The sequence below is a fragment of the Dietzia sp. ANT_WB102 genome (genome assembly GCF_008369165.1).
Taxonomy (GTDB): Bacteria; Actinomycetota; Actinomycetes; order Mycobacteriales; family Mycobacteriaceae; genus Dietzia.
On sequence record NZ_VOBA01000001.1, the window covers coordinates 1562624 to 1579232 of the forward strand.

A 16609-nucleotide genomic window follows, 5' to 3' on the forward strand; every position below is an offset into this window, starting at 1 on the left:
GCAAGCGGCGTCCCAGGGCTACGGTGGGCGGTGTGAGCGATAAGCCGGACGTCAGGACCCTCGGCGAGCTACGCGCCGCCGGATACATCAGCCGCACCCTCCGTGAGGAGCTACGCGGGAATCTGCTTGCGGCGTTGGCCGCCGGGCGCAACCCGTGGCCGGGCATGCACGGCTTTGACACGACGGTGATCCCTCAGGTCGAGCGCGCGATCATCGCCGGACACGACATCGTGCTGCTCGGTGAGCGCGGACAGGGCAAGACCCGCCTGCTGCGCACACTCGTCGGATTGCTTGACGAGTGGTCACCCGTCGTGGCCGGGTCCGAACTGGGTGAAGACCCGCTGATGCCGATCACCGAGCCCACCCGCGAGCGGATCGCCCGCGAGGGGGACGCGCTGCCCGTCGAGTGGCGGCACCGCACCGAGCGCTACGTGGAGAAGCTGTCCACCCCGGACACCTCCGTAGCCGACATGATCGGCGACGTCGACCCCATGCGGGTCGCCGAGGGCCGGCGACTGGGCGACCCGGAGACCATCCATTACGGGCTGGTGCCGCGCGCGAACCGCGGGATCGTGGCCCTCAACGAACTTCCCGACCTGGCCGAGCGGATCCAGGTGGCGTTGCTCAACGTCATGGAGGAACGGGACGTCCAGATCCGCGGCTACGTTCTTCGCCTGCCACTGGACGTCCTGGTGGTGGCATCGGCCAACCCGGAGGATTACACCAACCGCGGTCGGATCATCACTCCGCTCAAAGACCGGTTCGGCGCCGAGATCCGCACCCACTACCCACTGGACCTGGCCGACGAGATCCGGGTAGTGCGGCAGGAAGCCGAACTCACCGCCGAGGTACCGGATCCCCTGCTGGAGTTGCTCGCTCGGTTCACCCGCGAGCTACGGACCTCCGACTCGATCAACCAGGCCTCCGGCGTCTCCGCGCGGTTCGCGATCGCCGGAGCCGAGACGGTCGCGGCGGCGGCGCGGCGGCGAGCGGCCGTGCGGGGTGTCGACGACCCCGGCGAGGCCGTGGCGCGGCTCGTCGATGTGGATGCTGCGGTGGAGGTCCTGCGCGGCAAGATCGAGTTCGAACCCGGCGAGGAGGGGCGAGAGACCGAGATCCTGCGGTACCTGCTGCGCACCGCCACGGTCGACGTGGTGCGCGAGCTGTTCCGTGGGGTCGACATGGCCCCGCTCGTCGAGGCATTCGACGGGTCGGTGACCTTGACGACCGGCGCGAGCGTCACCGCCGCGGAGTTCCTCGACGCACTGCCGGAGTTGTCCGAACCAGGGCTCTACGACGAGATCGCCGAGCGGGTGGGGGCGACCAACGCCGGCCAGCGGGCCGGCGGCATCGAGCTGGCGCTGGAGGGGCTCTACCTCTCGCGGCGCCTGTCCAAGGAGACCGGGGACGGCGCCGCCGTCTACGGCTGACAACGCCTGGTGGCCGCTGGCCGCCTGGAACAGGAGGTGCGCGATGTCGCGACCAGAGCCCCGCGCCCGCTACGGGCGCTATGTGGGCGGGCCGGACCCGCTCGCGCCCCCGCTCGACCTGTCCGAGGCGCTCGACGCGGTCTCCGAGGGCGTCATGGCCGGGTACTCCCCGGAGCAATCGCTGCGCGAGTTCCTGCGCACCGGCGGGCGCGACCAGCCGGGCCTCGACGAGATGGCCGGACGGGTCCAGCGTCGCCGACGCGAACTACTGCAACGGCACCGCCTGGGCGGCACGCTCGAAGAGATCTCGGCACTGCTCGATGAGGCGCTCCTCGCCGAGCGTGGACAGCTCGCACGCGACACCGGCATGGACCCGATGGACCGCACCCTGCGGGAGATGACCATCGAGAACCTGCCGGACTCCCCGGCCGCCGCGGTCGGGGAGCTCAAGGACTACGACTGGGCCTCGACAGACGCACGCGAGGCCTACCGCCGGATCCAGGACCTCATGGGAGCCGAGGCGCTCGATGCCCGCTTCGCCGGGATGAAGCAGGCGCTGGAGAACGCGACCGACGCCGACCGCGCCGCGGTATCCGAGATGCTCTCCGATCTCACCGACTTGCTCGACAAGCACGCTCGAGGGGAGGACACCCCGGAAGACTTCCGCGACTTCATGGACAAGCACTCCGACGCGTTCCCGGAGCAGCCGCGAGACGTCGACGAGCTGATCGACACGCTCGCGAAGCGCGCGGCCGCCGCGCAACGGATGATGCGCTCGATGACCCCGGAGCAGCGGGAGGAGCTCATGGCCCTGTCGCAGCAGGCGTTCGGCTCGCCTGAGCTCATGGAGCAGCTCGGCCGACTCGACGGGTTGTTGCAGTCCTTGCGGCCGGGCGAGGACTGGGATGGCTCCGAGGACTTCGAGGGCTCCGAGGGGCTGGGGATGTCCGAGGGGACCGCGGCGATGGCCGAGCTCGGAGACCTAGACCGGCTTGCCGAGCAGCTGTCCCGAAGCGACAGGTCCCCGCTGTCCGAACTCGACCTGGAGGCGGTGTCCCGGCACCTCGGGCGCGAGGCCGCGGTGTCCGTGCAGACCCTCGCGCGACTCGAACAGCAGATGCGCGATTCGGGATACCTCACCCGCCGGCAGAACGGTGACCTCAGGCTCTCCCCGGCCGCGTTGCGCAAACTCGGACGGTCACTGCTCCACGACGCGGCCCAGCGGCTGTCCGGCCGGACCGGCGCGCGTGAGACCAGACTGTCGGGGGCTGCGGGGGAGCAGACGGGGTCGAGTCGGGCCTGGGAGTTCGGCGACGTCGAGTCCTGGGACGTGCCGAGGACCGTCGGCAACGCGATCTCTCGCATCGCCGCCGAAGGGGGAGAGCCGGGCGCCGGGATCCGGTTGCTCCCCGAAGATATCGAGGTCCGCGAGACCGAGGCGCGCACCCAGGCCGCGGTGGCCCTGCTGGTGGACACGTCGTTCTCCATGGCGATGGAGGGCCGATGGGTGCCGATGAAGCGCACGGCCCTGGCGTTGCACCACCTGGTGAGTACCCGCTTCCGGCAGGACCGGCTGCAACTCATCTCGTTCGGTCGCTTCGCCCAGACCCGGACGGTGGAAGACCTGCTGGCCCTGGACGCCCAGTACGAGGCCGGCACGAACCTGCACCACGCGCTGCTGCTCGCCGGGCGGTACTTCCGCGAGCACCCGACGATGCAGCCTGTGCTGCTCATCGTCACCGACGGTGAACCCACCGCCCACCTGCTCAGTGGGGGCGAGCCGTGGTTCGCCTACCCGCCGGACCCGGAGACCATCCGCACCACGGTGGACGAGTTGGACCGCGTCGCACGCTTCGGAGCCACGACGACCTTCTTCCGGCTCGGCGACGACCCGGGGCTGTCCCGGTTCCTCGACGCGCTGGCCCGGCGAGTCGATGGCACGGTGGTCGCGCCGGACGTCGACGACCTCGGAGCGGCGGTGGTGGGCCGGTTCCTGCACTCGCGGCGCGGCCGCTCCTCGCCCGGCGACCCGTGGAGCGCCGGAGGTCGCTGGGCCATGTGAGAGCGGCCGCTCACCGGGCTCAGGGCATGGGCGCGCCGACCTCGCCCGAATCCCGGCGCAGCACGCGCAGCGAGTCGACGGAGCGGACCTCGGTGAACTGGCCAGATTCCAGGGCGCGGCAGTAGATCTCGTACGGGGGACGGCCGCCGTCCTCCGGATTCGGGAACACGTCATGGATGAGCAGCGCCCCGCCGATCTTCACCCACGGGGCCCAGCCCTCGTAGTCGGCCTGAGCGGCCTCGGAGGAGTGGCCTCCGTCGATGAAGACGAACGACGCGGGCGTGCCCCAGACGCGGGCCACCTGCTGGGAAGTGCCCACGGCGGCGGTTACCACCTCGTCGAGCCCCGCATCCCACATGGTGTGTCGGAACGCACCGAGGGTCTCGAGGCGGCCGGTGTGCGGGTCCACGAGCGTCGTGTCGTGGTAGTCCCAGCCTGGCTGATGTTCCTCGGACCCCCGGTGGTGGTCCACGGTGACGATGCTGCCGCCGGTCACGCGGGCGGCGGCACCGAGGAACACCGTGGAGCGGCCACAGTAGGTGCCGATCTCCACACCCACGCCGTCGCCCAGGAACTCGCAGGCGATGTCGTACAGGGTGGTGCCCTCCTCCAGCGGCATGAAGCCGGGGGCGGCGAGCGCTACGGCGAGCAGCGAAGGCTCGATCTCGGGTGCGGTCATGGGTTTCAACCTAGCGTCCGTCTCTCAGCTCTCGGCGCGGTGGGCGGACTTGCGGGCCCGCGCCACGTGCGGGCCCACGACGTTGCCGAGTGAGGTCCCGTTGGGCCACCCCACGTAGTAGCAGAGGAACAGCACGATCTCTTCCAGTTCCTCCGGCGTCAATTCGCCATTGCCCAGCGCCGCGCCCACCTGGATGTCCGCGATGTCGGTGTTGCCCTGGGCGGTCAGCGCCCCCAGGAGCAGGAGGCGGCGATCGCGGTGGCTCAGGCCCGGGCGGGACCAGATCCTGCCGAACAGGTGGTCCGCCGTCTCGGCGAAGTAATCACCGGGCCCGTCGGACATCTCGAAGCCGTACACCTCGGTCATCATGGCCAGTCCGTGCTCGCGCTCCGGGCTCATCCCGGCGTCCGCAGTGTCGCTCATCGGTTCTCCTCGTCGTCGTGGTCGTGTCTGTTCCCGCCGGCGTCGTCGACGTCTGCTGCGCGCGCGAGTTCACCCGGTCCCACGCCGAACCCGGCGCCCAGGTCGCGCAGGGCGATCGTCCCCAGGGGCAGATCCACGCCCAGCCGAGCGGCGAGGCCCAGCGCAAGGGACAGGTCCTTCTCGCCCAGCCCGCGGACGTGGGTGAACACGCCGTGCCAGAAGTCGTCGCGGGGGATGGGTGCGGTGGTGTCGCGGAGCATCACGGCTCCGGCGCCCCCGGTGATCGTGTCGGTGTGGCGGACCACGCGGCCCAACTCGGCAATGTTGATGCCCGCGGCCTCGGCCAGTCGGGAGGCCTCCGTGGTCGCGGTGAAGGAGATGAAGTGCAGGAGGTTACGGGCCAGCTTCATCCGGGTCCCTGCGCCCACGTCACCGGCGTGGACCGGCATGCCCGCCCACAGTCCGAAGACCGGCGTGCATGCCTCGTAGACCTCGCGCGAACCTCCGACCATCACGGCGAGCTGACCCGACTTCGCGCCCTGCGCGCCGCCGGAGACTGGTGCGTCCACGAGGTGGACACCGGAGGCCGCACACACCTCTGCCAGCTCTACGGCCGTGGAGTCGGAGATGGTGGAGTGCACGGCGATGATGGTCCCCGGAACAGCGGTTCGCAGAATCCCGTCCGGACCGTCGACGACCTCGCGCACCTGCGAGTCGTCGAGCACCGTTACCGAGATCAGTCGTGCCGTGCGGGCGACGTCGGCACCGGTCGCGGCGGCAGTGGCACCCTCGGCCACGAACGGCTCCGTGGCCTCGGGACGCACGTCGCACACCACGAGTCCGCCCGGCCAGGCCAGGAGGCGTTTCGCGATGGGTGCCCCCATGTTGCCGAGACCGATGAACCCCACCGGGGCGGGGGAGTCTTCAGGCCCGCCGGGGCCGATGCCCGCCGTGGGGATCTGTCCCCCCGGGACCGGATCGCTCATGATCGGATGACCTGTCCGCCGTCGACGTTGAAGATCTGGCCGGTGATCCACGATGCCTCGTCCGACAGCAGGAAGAGCAGCATGCCCACCAGGTCCTCTGGCTGGCCCATCCGTTTCAGTGGCAGCTTGTCGACCATGTCCTTGACGATGGATTGGGGGGTGGTGGTGCGATTGGCCTCGGTGTCGATAGGGCCGGGAGCGATCGCGTTGATGCGGATGTTCGAGCCGCCCAGCTCGGTGGCCAACTGCTGGGTGAGGCCGTTGACGCCTACCTTGGCCAGGCCATAGAAGCCCGAGTAGAGCCACGCCGCGGTGGAGGACTGGTTGACGATCGCACCCCCGCCGCCGGCGGCCATCTTCTCCCAGCAGGCCCGAACCATGAGCAGTTGGCCGTTCAGGTTCACCGACATGAACTTCTCGTAGTACTCCCACGGGACGGTGATGAGGAAGTCGAGCTTCATGCCGCCGAAGATCGCGGCGTTGTTGACGAGGATGTCCAGCCGCCCGAACTTCTCCACCGCCGCCTCGGCGCAGGCATTCGCCGAGTCCGGGTCGGAGACGTCCGTGTGCTGGAAGAACGCCTGCCCGCCGGCAGCGACGATCTCGGAGGCGACGCGTTCGCCGCCCTCGGCCGAGACGTCGGCGACAACGACGTTCGCCCCCTCGGTGGCCAGCGCCTTGGCATACTCCTCGCCGATGCCGCCGGCGGCTCCGGTCACGATGGCGGTCTTGCCGTCGAAGCGTCCCATGTCGTGTGTATCTCTTCCTGTCGGTGGGATGGTGTGAGGTGGTCGCGCGAGTGGGTGGTCGCGCGGGTGCTGCGGCCTCAGGCCGGGGTGGCCACGGACTTGATCTCGAGGTACTCCTCGAAGCCCTCGCGGCCCATCTCACGGCCGATCCCGGACTGCTTGTAGCCACCAAAGGGAACGTCTGCGCCGTACCAGACGCCGCCGTTGACGCCGAGGGTCCCGGTCCGGATACCGGACACGACCCTCTCGATCCGCTCGGGGTCGGTGCCCCACACCGCGCCGGACAGGCCGTAGGGGGAGTCGTTGGCGATCCGGATGGCGTCCTCGTCCCCGTCGTGGGGGATGACGACGAGGACGGGCCCGAAGATCTCCTCCTGCGCCACGCGCGCGGAGTTGTCCAGGCCGGAGATGAGGGTCGGCTCCACCCAGAACCCGCGCTCCTTGCCCTCGCCGGTGGGGCGAACGCCCCCGATCTCGATGGTCCCGCCCTCGGCGACGGCCAGCGCGATGTAGCTCTCGATCCGCTCGCGCTGGACGGCGGAGATCACCGGCCCGCAGAAGGCGCCGGGGTCGCGTGGATCCGTTGGCGCGAACGAGGCCATGGCGCCCTTGGCCGCCTCGACGGCCTCGTCGTACCTCTCCCGCGGCACGACCAGCCGGGTGGTCAGCGCACATCCCTGGCCCGCGTGCGTGCACGCGTTGAGGGCGGTCATGAAGCAAGCAGAGTTCAGGTCGGCGTCGTCGAGCACCACCGCGGCGGATTTGCCGCCGAGTTCGAGGAAGACCTTCTTCAGCGTCTCGGCGGCGGCGGCCATGATCTTCTTGCCGGTCGCGGTGGACCCCGTGAACGAGACGAGGTCGACGCGTGGATCGGTGGTCAGCTGCTCGCCGAGCCCGTGGTCGGACGAGGAGACCACATTGAGCACACCGGCGGGGATGTCGGTTTCCTCGGCGGCGATACGGGCCACCGCGGCGGCGATGAGCGGGGTGTCGGGGGCGGGCTTGAGGACCACGGTGCAGCCGGCGGCCAGCGCGGGGCCGATCTTGGCGAAGTTGATCTGGTTGGGGAAGTTCCACGGGGTGATGGCGCCGACAACGCCGATCGCCTCTCGACGAGTGGTGCGTGTTGAGCGCACGCCCATGACCTCGGACTCGCCGAGCTCGGTGACCCAGTTGTAGGTCTCGGCCAGGTCGGCGAGCCAGCCCAGGTCCGCCACGGGGCCCTCCAGCTGGGGTCCGGTGGTGAACAGGTACGGCGCCCCGACCTCGGCGATGGTCAGTGCGCGCAGTTCCTCGATGTGGGATTGCAGCGCATCGCGCAATTGCCGCAGGCACCGCGCGCGGAAGGCGTGGTCTGTGGACCAGTCGGTGGTGTCGAACGCGTCGCGAGCGGCGGCGATGGCCGCGTCCATGTCCTCGCGCCCGGCGTCGGCAGCCTGGCCGATGATCTCCTCGGTGGCGGGGTTGAGGACGTCGAACGTGGCGCGTCCTGCCGCTGGACGCAGGTCGCCGCCGATCAGCAGGGGGGCGGTGTAGTTGATGCTCGTCGTCACGGGGAGCCTTCCGTCGGGATGGGTGGACAACTGTCTAGACGGTAGTCCGACGGGTGGTGTACTGTCCAGACACATGTCCAGTGATCTCCGGTTTGAATCGACGCGGCGCAGGCTCAACGGCCAGCAGGCCGAGACCGTCGACCGTCTCACCAGCGCCGCGGTCGAGGTGCTGCGGGAGAAGGGGCCCGGGGGCCTCGCCGTCCGCGCCGTGGCAGCCAGGGCCGGCGTCGCACCAGCGACCGCCTACACGTACTTCTCCTCCAAGGGGCACCTCATCGCGGAGGTGTTCTGGCGACGCCTGGACGACCACGTCACCGAGATGCCCGACGGCGGCTCGACCGCTGACCGGGCGGTCGCGGTTCTCCGCGACGTCGCACTCCTGGTCGCCGACGAGCCGGAACTGTCCTCGGCAGTCACCGCTGCCCTGCTGGGCGACGACCCCGAGGTCTCCCACCTGCGGGTCCGGATCGGCACCGACATCCGACGTCGCCTCGTGGCGGCGCTGGGGGAGGAGAGCGACGACGACGTGGTCAACGCGCTGGAGATGGTCTATGCCGGCGCCCTCGTCCGAGCAGGGATGGGCTACGGCTCCTACTCGGACATGGCAGACGCCATCGAATCCGCTGCACTACTCATCTTGAGGTGACACGCACCATGACCACTGCGACGCCCGGTCCGCTCGTGTTCAGCCCTTACGACTACGCGGTACACGAGGATCCCTACCCGCTCTACGCCCGTCTCCGCGCGGAGGCGCCGGTCTACCACAACCCGGACCTCGACTTCTGGGCGCTGAGCAGGCACGCGGACGTCCGCGAGGCGTTCCGCGCACCAGACGTGTTCTCCAACGCCATGGGGGTCTCGCTGGACCCCGCCGCGTACGGGCCGCACGCCTACAAGACGATGTCCTTCCTCGCGATGGACGATCCCCGCCACGCCCGCCTGCGGAGGCTGGTGAGCAAGGGGTTCACCTCCAGGCGCGTAGATGCCCTGTCCGAGGGGATCGCGAGGATCTCGCGACAGTACTGGGACGAGTGCCTGGCACGGTCCCGGGACGGGGAGACCATCGACTTCGTCGACGACTACGCAGGCAAGTTGCCGATGGACGTCATCTCCGACCTCATGGGGGTGCCGGACTCGGACCGGGAAGAGCTGCGCCGGTTGGCCGACCTCGTCATGCACCGCGAGGAGGGCGTGCAGGACGTCCCACATGATTCCATGGTGGCCGCGCTCGACCTCATCACCTACTACCAGGGCATGGTCGCCGACCGCCGGCGGGCACGGACCGAGGATCTCACCTCCGCGCTGCTCGACGCCGAGATCGACGGCGAGAAGCTCGACGAGGACGAGATCCTGTCGTTCCTCTTCCTCATGGTGGTGGCGGGTAACGAGACGACGACCAAGTTGCTGGCCAACGCGCTGTACTGGGGCCACGAGAATCCCGAGCAGTCGCAGGCCGTGCTCGACGATCCCGCCCTGGTACCGGCGTGGGTGGAGGAAACCCTGCGCTTCGACACCTCGAGCCAGATGCTCCTGCGCACCACCACGCAGGAGGTGACGACCCGGGGCGTCACCATCCCCGCCGATCAGAAGGTTCTGCTGCTCATCGGGTCCGCCAATCGCGACGAGGAGGTCTTCGGCCACGGTGACACGTTTGACCTGGGGCGGGATACCACGGCGAGCCTGAGCTTCGGCCAGGGGCCCCACTTTTGCCTGGGGGCGCATCTCGCCCGGCTCGAGGGCCGCATCGCGCTCGACATGATCGCCCGCACGATCACCGGCTACGAACTGGTGCCCGGCGCGGAGCGTGTCCACTCCTCCAACGTCCGCGGCTTCGCCCATCTGCCCATGCGAGTCGAGGTGGCGCGCTGATGAGCCTACGGTTCCCTTCCCACCCGGACGCTTCCGAGCGTCCCGCCCTGGTCACCGGGGCCTCCTCGGGCATCGGCCGGGCGAGTGCCGAGTCGCTCGCGGCACTCGGTCACCCGGTCGTGGTGGGCGCACGCCGCGAGGATCGGCTCGACGACCTGGTGCGCACCATCCGCGACGCCGGTGGCGAGGCCACGGCCCGGGCAGTCGACGTCACCAACGCCGACTCCGTCGCAGCGTTCGTCTCCGCGGCCGCGGATGCGTACGGCCCCGCGGAGGTGCTGGTCTCCAGTGCGGGGAGCCTGAAGATGGCGCGGGTCTGGGAGATGGACCCGGACGACTTCGCCGCCCAGCTCGACATCCACCTGCTCGCCGTTCACCGCCTGCTGCACGCGGTCTTGCCCGGGATGATCGACCGCCGCCGCGGGGACGTGGTGCTCATCGGCTCCGACGTGTCCTACACGGCCCGGCCGCGCTCCGGCGCGTACGTGGCGGCCAAGGCCGGACTCGAGACCATGGCCACACAGGCCCGCCGGGAGCTCGAGGGCACAGGGGTCCGGCTCGGCGTGGTCCGGCCCGGTCCGGTGATGACCGAGATGGGCACGGACTTCGACCAGGACACCGCCGAGGCCATCATCAACGAATGGGTCAGGCACGGATTCGGTCGTCATCCCCGGATGTGCAAACCCGCCGACCTCGCCAGGGGGGTCACCGCCATGGTGTCTATGCCCCGCGGCGCCCAGATCACCGAGCTGGAGATCCAGCCGGAGGCCCCCATCGAGGAGGACTACTCGTGAGCAGCATCGACAGTTCCACTGGCGAGTCCACCGACTTCTCGGGACTGGCCGAGCCGCAGCGCGTGTCCGGCGGCGAGGGCGAGCTCGGCCACATGGACGAGCTGCGTACCGACCCGATCAGCCTGTTCTGGCGGGTCCGGGAGGAATGCGGCGACCTGGGTGTGTTCCGGATCGCCGACCGCGACATCTGTCTGGCCTCCGGCGCGGCCGCGAACGAGGCGTTCTTCCGGGCGCCCGACGAGGCGCTGGACCAGGCGGCCGCCTACCCGTTCATGACCCCGGTGTTCGGTGAGGGCGTGGTCTTCGACGCCAGCCCCGAGCGCCGCTCGGAGATGCTGCACAACACCGCCCTGCGCGGTGACCACATGCGCCAACACGCCGTCACCATCCCGCACGAGGTCCAGCGCATGGTGGCCGAGTGGGGCGACGAGGGCGAAATCGACCTGCTCGAGTGGTTCTCCGAGCTCACGATCTACACCTCGTCGGCGTGCCTCATCGGTCCCAAGTTTCGCGAGCAGCTCGATTCCCGGTTCGCGCACCTGTACCACGACCTGGAGCAGGGGACCGACCCCCACGCCTACATCGACGCCTACGCCGACATCCCTGCGTTCCGCAAGCGCGACGCGGCTCGCGCCGGGCTGGTCGAGCTCGTCTCGGCAATCATGGACGATCGCGTCGCCAACCCGCCCACGGACAAGGAGGACCGGGACCTACTCGACGTGCTGGTCTCGGTGAAGGACGACGACGGCACGCACCGGTTCACCCCGGACGAGGTCACCGGCATCTTCATCTCGATGATGTTCGCCGGGCACCACACGACCTCGGGGACGAGCGCCTGGATGCTGATCGAGCTGCTCAAGCATCCCGAGTACCTCTCGCAGGTCGTGGCGGAACTCGACGAGGTCTACGCGGACGGAGCCGAGTACAGCTTCGGCGCACTGCGGCAGATGCCCAAGGTGGAAAACGCCCTCAAGGAGACGCTGCGGCTGCATCCGCCGCTCATCATCCTCATGCGCGTCGCCCAGGAGGATGTGCGGATCGGGGACTTCGTCGTCCACGCCGGCCAGACCGTCGCTGCCTCGCCGGCGGTGTCGAACCGGCTGCCGGAGGACTTCCCCGATGCGGATGCGTTCGACCCGGACCGCTACGCGGAACCGCGGCAGGAGGACATCGTCAACCGCTGGACCTGGATCCCCTTCGGTGCCGGTCGGCACCGCTGCGTGGGGGCGGCGTTCGCCCAGCTGCAGATCAAGGCCATCTTCTCCGTCCTGTTGCGGGAATTCGAGTTCGAGCTCGCCCAGCCGGCGGGGAGTTACCACAACGACCACTCGAAGATGGTCGTCCAGCTGGCCCAGCCGTGCACCGTCCGCTACCGAAGGAGGCAGCGCTGATGGGCGGGGAGTCGCCGATGCAGGTCGAGGTCGACTTCGACCTGTGCCAGGCCCACGCGGAGTGTCAAGCCGAGGCGCCCGAGTGGTTCACCGTGCCCAAGGGGCCCGAGGCGAAGGTGCGGGCCAAACGGGGCCGAATCCCCGACAGTCAACTCGAGGCCGTCAAGGCCGCCGTCAAGTACTGCCCGACACAGGCACTGCGCCTGGTCGACTACCCAGAGCCCCAGGAGTGAGAATCGTGACCCGATACGACCGTGCCGAAATCGCCCAGTTCGTGCAGCGCTGGCTCGAGGCCAACGCGGAGTGCGAGCGGAACAAGGACTGGACGCCGCTGGCCGACTTCTACGCCGAGGACGCCACCTATGGGTGGAACTACGGCACCAAGGACGACTTCATGGCGGTCGGCCGGGACGAGATCCGCGACATCGCGCTCGGGCAGGAAATGGCCGGACTCGAAGGCTGGGAATACCCGTACATCCGCACGATCATCGACTCGGAGACCGGGGACGTGTTGTGCCTGTGGAAGCAGATCGCGCGCGACACGGTGGACCCGAAGACGGGCGAGCCGTACGAGGTCCACGGGTTGGGCGGGTCGTGGTTCCTCTACAACGGGAACCAGCAGTGGGCGTGGCACCGCGACTTCTTCGACTTCGGCAACGTCGTCGACCTGTTCATGCGCATGCACGAGGCCGACGCACTCAGCGATTCCATGAAGCAGCGGTTCGAGGCGGCCGGGGACAAGCCGGCGGGCTGGTACCGCATCGAGGAGAGCCCGGCCCCGCTGTGGCCGGTCTCCTCCCCAGACGAGGTCTGAGTCCCGTGCGCCCGTCCTCGCCGCCCGATCCCCTCGAGGCGCTGGACCACGCCACGCTCGCCCGGCTCCTGCCCGACCTGCTGCTCATCGGCCAGCTCATCGATCGGGCCGGCATGCCCGCCCTGCTCGGCGAGTTCGGCGTCAATGGCATGAGGGACGTGGCGATCGAGGAATGGCAGGCAGCCAGTCCCCACTACGCCCGCCGGATGAAAGACGCGCTGTCGATCACCGGCGACGGGGTCGCCGAGATCTTCAAGGGATTCCAACTGGACGTGGGCGCTCCGCCGGAGTTCATGGACTTCCGGTACTCCGTGACCGACCACGACAACGGTGAGTTCTGGCTGGATCATTGCGGCGCCCTCATGGACGTCGAACCGATGGGGGACCGGTTGGTCACGACCATGTGCCACGACATCGAGGACCCCACCTTCCCCGCCACCGCGCTGGCCACTAACCCACTCGCGGTCGTCGAACCCATCCACCGCCCGCCCCGCGCCCCTGCGGGGCGCACCCCGCACTGCCACTGGCGGGTGCGGATCGACCCGGATGGCGAACCGTTCCCGGTGCCGGAACCAGCTTTGGAGTCGGCGTCCAGCCGGATCATCAATTTCCGGTTCGACCCCCCGGCGCCCCGGGACTCCTCCGACGAGGGGCCGCGCGACGACTATGCGGGGCCATTGCTGACCGACCTGGTCTTCACGGAGTTCACCTCCGCCGCGCTCATCCGGGTCATCCGCGAGGTCTACCTGCAGATGCACCTGCTCGCCGTGGGTTTCCACCAGTCGGTGCGGCGTCGGTCGGATACCGAGACCGCCGACCGGCTCCTGGCCTATCAGGCCACCGGCATCGCCGGTGTCGCAGCGGGCCGGATCCGCGACGTCCTGGGGGCCGCAGCGGACGCCCGTGGGTTGGCCGCCGTGCTCGACCTGCACCCGTTGGCCGGTCCGACCGCCTACACCGGCTTCTCGTCGGGGGTGTCCGCGGACGGTGCCGAGGTGATGGTCCGCTGGGACACCACGGCCGACGGGTTCGCCGACGACACCTGGCTACCCCTGCTCGCGCGGGACGACCTCCGTCCTCTCGCCGCCGCCGCCCAGGCCGTCGACCCGCACTGGATCGTGGAGCGACTCCCCTCGGACGGCTCGCACGTGGCGGCGGTCCTGAAACTGGGGGGCCGGCCCGTCGAGGAGAGCGAGGAGGTCGCCGTCACCCGGCTCAGCACCGGCGCGGCGTTCACCTTCGGACCCACCCGCACTCCGCTCCCCATCACGCCCGTCTGAGCCGACCCAACCCGAAGACCCCGCTCCATTCGAGTAACCCGCCCCGGAGGACCCCGTAGTGGCACACAACCTGGCAGACCTCCTCGAGCACGCGGTCGACGCGTACGGAAGCGACCGGCTCGCCGTGGTGGAGGACGAGCGCCGGCTCACCTACGCGGACCTGGAGGCGGAGGCCAACCGTTGGGCAGACGCGCTGGCCTCCCGGGGGGTGGGGCCCGGCGATCACGTGGCGGTCCACCTGCGCAACGGGGTGGACTGCATCGCGCTGTTCTTCGGCATCCTCAAGCTCCGCGCCGTGGCCATCAGCATCAACTACCGCTACACGGGATCCGAGCTGAGGTACTTGTACGACTACTCCGACTCGTGCGCCCTGGTCTTCCACCGCGAGTTCACCCCGGCGGTGGCGGGGGCGGTCGGGGACCCGGAGCGGCTGCGTCACCGCATCGTGGTCGAGGACGGGTCCGAGGCGGGGGAGCTGCCTCCCGGCACGCTCGACGCCCGGGAGCTGCTCGCCGCCGCCTCGCCGGACCGTGCGCCGGTGGAACGCAGCGCCGACGACCTTTTCCTCGTCTTCACGGGCGGTACCACCGGCAAGCCGAAGGGCGTGATGTGGCGCCAGGAAGACCTGTGGCGCAGCCTGGGTGGTGGCAGCGACTACTACACCGGGGAGCCGGTCCCCGACGAGTACCACCAGTCCCGTGCCGGCCTGGGCGGGGAACCCGCGCGCTACCTCGTGCTGCTCCCGCTCATCCACACTTCCGGGCTCATGCCCTCGTTCACCGCGCTGTTCTCCGGGGGCACGTGCCACTACCTGCCGCACTTCCGGGCGGACGACGTGCTGGAGGAGATCGAGAGCGAGAAGATCCAGATCGTCGTCCTCGCCGGCGACGCCATGGTGCGGCCGATGCTCGAACGGATGCGCGGCACCGGTACCGACACCTCGACCGTGTTCATGGTCAGCTCCGGCGCGGCCCTGTTCTCGCCGTCGGTCAAGGCCGAACTCCTCGAGCTGCGCCCCGATCTCATGATCATGGACGCGTTCGGGTCCTCCGAGAGCGGCTTCGGCGGGTTGGGAGTGGTGACCAGGGCCAACGTCGACGACGGATCGCTGTTCGCCGACCACGGCCCCCGCATCCCCCGGGGCAGCGGCCTGCAGCTGGTGGACGACTTCGACGAACCGCTACCCGACGACTCCACCGAGATCGGATGGATCGTCAAGGCCGGCTACCAGCCCAGTGGCTACTACAAGGACGCCGCCAAGTCGGCCGAGACGTTCCGCGAGATCGCCGGGACCCGGCGGGTCTTCACCGGTGACCGTGGAAGGTACGACGGCCCAGACACGATCATCATGCTCGGCCGGGGAAGCCAGGTGATCAACTCCGGTGGCGAGAAGATATTCGCCGAGGAGGTCGAGTCGGCGCTCAAGGCCGCCGAGGGCGTGCAGGACGCCGTGGCGCTGGGCGTGCCGGACGAGCGATTCGTCCACCGGGTCGGGGCCGTTCTCCAGTGGGATGACGGCCACACCGGCGACTTCGCTGCCCTGGAGGAGGCGCTGCGCACGACCCTGGCGGGGTTCAAGATCCCGGTCGCGTTCTGGGTCGTCGACAAGGTGGAGCGGCACCCCAGCAGCAAGACGGACTACGGGTGGGCCAAGCGGACCCTCGCCGACCGCGAGCCCGACCACGACCGCCGGCAGTGACCGCGCTCCACCTGGGCGGGCGCGCCTACGTCGTCACGGGGTCCTCCCGCGGGATCGGGGCCGCGGTGGCCGAGGACCTGGCGGCCCGGGGCGCCGACGTCGTACTCAACGGCCGGGATCCACGGGCGTTGGCCGAGCACGTCGACGATCTCGCGGCACGGTCGACGGGCCGGATCCGCGGCGTCATCGGATCGGCGCACGAGCCCGCCGTGGCCGAAGAACTGCTCGCCCGGGCGAGGGAGGGGAACTCGATCGTAGGCGGGCTCATCACCTGCGCCGGGGTGCCCGAACCGGCGGGGTCGTCGATCCTCACGGTGTCCCACGCCGACTTCGCCGACCTCATCGACGCCCACCTGGGCTCGGTGTTCGCCCCCTGTCGGGTCTTTGCGCCGCACCTGGTGGAGACGGGATCGGGTGCGATCGTCACGACATCGTCGTTCGCCTGGAAGGGCGACTACGGCGGGACCGGCTACCCGGCAGGCAAGGGCGCCGTGACGTCACTGACGATGGCGATCGCCGCGGAACTGGCCGAACACGGGGTCCGGGCGAACGTCGTGTGCCCCGGCGCGCGCACCCGTCTGTCCAGTGGCGAGGCCTACGAGGAGCAGATCCGGGACCTGGGCCGGCGGGGCATGCTCGACGAGCTGAGCGTGGCCGGAGCACTGGATCCGGCGGGGCCAGAGTACGTCGCGCCCCTCTACACCTATCTAGCCTCCGACCTCTCCGAGGGGATCACCGGCGGCGTCTTCGCCGGATCGGGAGGCTTCGTCGGCCAATTCCCCACGCCGGAGGCGCAGATCCTGGCGTACCGCGACTTCCACTCGCATCCGCCGTGGACGCCCGAGGAGATCGACGGCATCGTCCGGACGTGACCCGAGTC

General features: G+C 69.7%; 16 protein-coding genes. 11 read left to right on the top strand and 5 right to left on the bottom strand.

Annotation, left to right across the window (positions count from 1 at the left end; genetic code table 11):
- Positions 1 to 23 precede the first annotated feature (23 nt).
- Both FQ137_RS07190 and FQ137_RS07195 read left to right on the top strand, forming a co-directional pair.
- The gene (locus FQ137_RS07190) at positions 24 to 1430 is read left to right on the top strand and encodes a sigma 54-interacting transcriptional regulator (protein ID WP_223146493.1); all 1407 of its coding nucleotides are present in this window, start codon (positions 24 to 26) and stop codon (positions 1428 to 1430) included.
- A 43-nt stretch (positions 1431 to 1473) separates the two neighbouring features.
- Positions 1474 to 3492, top strand: coding sequence for a VWA domain-containing protein (locus tag FQ137_RS07195; RefSeq protein ID WP_149291786.1), 2019 nt, complete (start codon positions 1474 to 1476; stop codon positions 3490 to 3492).
- A 19-nt stretch (positions 3493 to 3511) separates the two neighbouring features.
- Here FQ137_RS07195 and FQ137_RS07200 read toward each other — a convergent pair whose 3' ends face one another.
- The 5 genes from FQ137_RS07200 to FQ137_RS07220 form a co-directional block, all read right to left on the bottom strand.
- Complete coding sequence (locus FQ137_RS07200) at positions 3512 to 4171, bottom strand: class I SAM-dependent methyltransferase (RefSeq protein ID WP_149291787.1); 660 nt, start codon at positions 4169 to 4171, stop codon at positions 3512 to 3514.
- A 24-nt stretch (positions 4172 to 4195) separates the two neighbouring features.
- Entirely contained in the window at positions 4196 to 4594 is a 399-nt protein-coding gene (locus tag FQ137_RS07205) for a carboxymuconolactone decarboxylase family protein (RefSeq protein WP_149291788.1), read from the bottom strand.
- Positions 4591 to 5580: an NAD(P)-dependent oxidoreductase gene (locus FQ137_RS07210; protein ID WP_149291789.1), complete on the bottom strand. Its 990-nt coding sequence runs from the start codon at positions 5578 to 5580 to the stop codon at positions 4591 to 4593. The genes FQ137_RS07205 and FQ137_RS07210 overlap by 4 nt, the downstream gene beginning before the upstream one ends.
- Positions 5577 to 6329 carry an SDR family oxidoreductase gene (locus tag FQ137_RS07215; RefSeq protein ID WP_149291790.1) on the bottom strand — a complete coding sequence of 251 codons (753 nt, stop codon included), beginning with the start codon at positions 6327 to 6329 and terminating at the stop codon, positions 5577 to 5579. The genes FQ137_RS07210 and FQ137_RS07215 overlap by 4 nt, the downstream gene beginning before the upstream one ends.
- A 77-nt stretch (positions 6330 to 6406) precedes the next feature.
- A complete protein-coding gene (locus FQ137_RS07220; protein ID WP_255583782.1) occupies positions 6407 to 7882 on the bottom strand; it encodes an aldehyde dehydrogenase in 1476 nt (491 codons plus the stop codon).
- A gap of 73 nt (positions 7883 to 7955) precedes the next feature.
- On the opposite strand from FQ137_RS07220, the gene FQ137_RS07225 reads away from it, so the two are divergent.
- From FQ137_RS07225 to FQ137_RS07265, 9 genes are all read left to right on the top strand, one after another.
- Positions 7956 to 8528, top strand: a complete 573-nt coding sequence (locus FQ137_RS07225; RefSeq protein WP_149291792.1) for a TetR/AcrR family transcriptional regulator — start codon at positions 7956 to 7958, stop codon at positions 8526 to 8528.
- Between the two features lie 8 nt (positions 8529 to 8536).
- Complete coding sequence (locus tag FQ137_RS07230) at positions 8537 to 9751, top strand: cytochrome P450 (RefSeq protein WP_149291793.1); 1215 nt, start codon at positions 8537 to 8539, stop codon at positions 9749 to 9751.
- Positions 9751 to 10545, top strand: a complete 795-nt coding sequence (locus tag FQ137_RS07235) for an SDR family oxidoreductase (RefSeq protein WP_149291794.1) — start codon at positions 9751 to 9753, stop codon at positions 10543 to 10545. Before FQ137_RS07230 ends, FQ137_RS07235 begins: the two co-directional genes overlap by 1 nt.
- A gap of 92 nt (positions 10546 to 10637) precedes the next feature.
- Positions 10638 to 11936, top strand: a complete 1299-nt coding sequence (locus tag FQ137_RS07240; protein WP_149292702.1) for a cytochrome P450 — start codon at positions 10638 to 10640, stop codon at positions 11934 to 11936.
- The gene (locus FQ137_RS07245) at positions 11936 to 12169 is read left to right on the top strand and encodes a ferredoxin (RefSeq protein ID WP_255583783.1); all 234 of its coding nucleotides are present in this window, start codon (positions 11936 to 11938) and stop codon (positions 12167 to 12169) included. The genes FQ137_RS07240 and FQ137_RS07245 overlap by 1 nt, the downstream gene beginning before the upstream one ends.
- Before the next feature lie 5 nt (positions 12170 to 12174).
- Entirely contained in the window at positions 12175 to 12750 is a 576-nt protein-coding gene (locus tag FQ137_RS07250) for a nuclear transport factor 2 family protein (RefSeq protein WP_149291795.1), read from the top strand.
- Between the two features lie 5 nt (positions 12751 to 12755).
- Positions 12756 to 14030, top strand: a complete 1275-nt coding sequence (locus FQ137_RS07255; RefSeq protein ID WP_149291796.1) for a hypothetical protein — start codon at positions 12756 to 12758, stop codon at positions 14028 to 14030.
- A gap of 58 nt (positions 14031 to 14088) precedes the next feature.
- Complete coding sequence (locus FQ137_RS07260; RefSeq protein ID WP_149291797.1) at positions 14089 to 15729, top strand: AMP-binding protein; 1641 nt, start codon at positions 14089 to 14091, stop codon at positions 15727 to 15729.
- Positions 15726 to 16601, top strand: coding sequence for an SDR family NAD(P)-dependent oxidoreductase (locus FQ137_RS07265; RefSeq protein ID WP_149291798.1), 876 nt, complete (start codon positions 15726 to 15728; stop codon positions 16599 to 16601). The genes FQ137_RS07260 and FQ137_RS07265 overlap by 4 nt, the downstream gene beginning before the upstream one ends.
- The last annotated feature ends 8 nt before the right edge of the window (positions 16602 to 16609 follow it).

Excerpts from the sequence above, each read along its gene's own strand:
- FQ137_RS07240 (WP_149292702.1), top strand. The coding sequence starts at position 10,638 with ATGGACGAGCTGCGTACCGACCCGATCAGCCTGTTCTGGCGGGTCCGG.
- FQ137_RS07205 (WP_149291788.1), bottom strand. The coding sequence starts at position 4,594 with ATGAGCGACACTGCGGACGCCGGGATGAGCCCGGAGCGCGAGCACGGA.
- FQ137_RS07225 (WP_149291792.1), top strand. The coding sequence starts at position 7,956 with ATGTCCAGTGATCTCCGGTTTGAATCGACGCGGCGCAGGCTCAACGGC.
- FQ137_RS07215 (WP_149291790.1), bottom strand. The coding sequence starts at position 6,329 with ATGGGACGCTTCGACGGCAAGACCGCCATCGTGACCGGAGCCGCCGGC.
- FQ137_RS07245 (WP_255583783.1), top strand. The coding sequence starts at position 11,936 with ATGGGCGGGGAGTCGCCGATGCAGGTCGAGGTCGACTTCGACCTGTGC.
- FQ137_RS07210 (WP_149291789.1), bottom strand. The coding sequence starts at position 5,580 with ATGAGCGATCCGGTCCCGGGGGGACAGATCCCCACGGCGGGCATCGGC.
- FQ137_RS07200 (WP_149291787.1), bottom strand. The coding sequence starts at position 4,171 with ATGACCGCACCCGAGATCGAGCCTTCGCTGCTCGCCGTAGCGCTCGCC.
- FQ137_RS07195 (WP_149291786.1), top strand. The coding sequence starts at position 1,474 with ATGTCGCGACCAGAGCCCCGCGCCCGCTACGGGCGCTATGTGGGCGGG.
- FQ137_RS07235 (WP_149291794.1), top strand. The coding sequence starts at position 9,751 with ATGAGCCTACGGTTCCCTTCCCACCCGGACGCTTCCGAGCGTCCCGCC.
- FQ137_RS07230 (WP_149291793.1), top strand. The coding sequence starts at position 8,537 with ATGACCACTGCGACGCCCGGTCCGCTCGTGTTCAGCCCTTACGACTAC.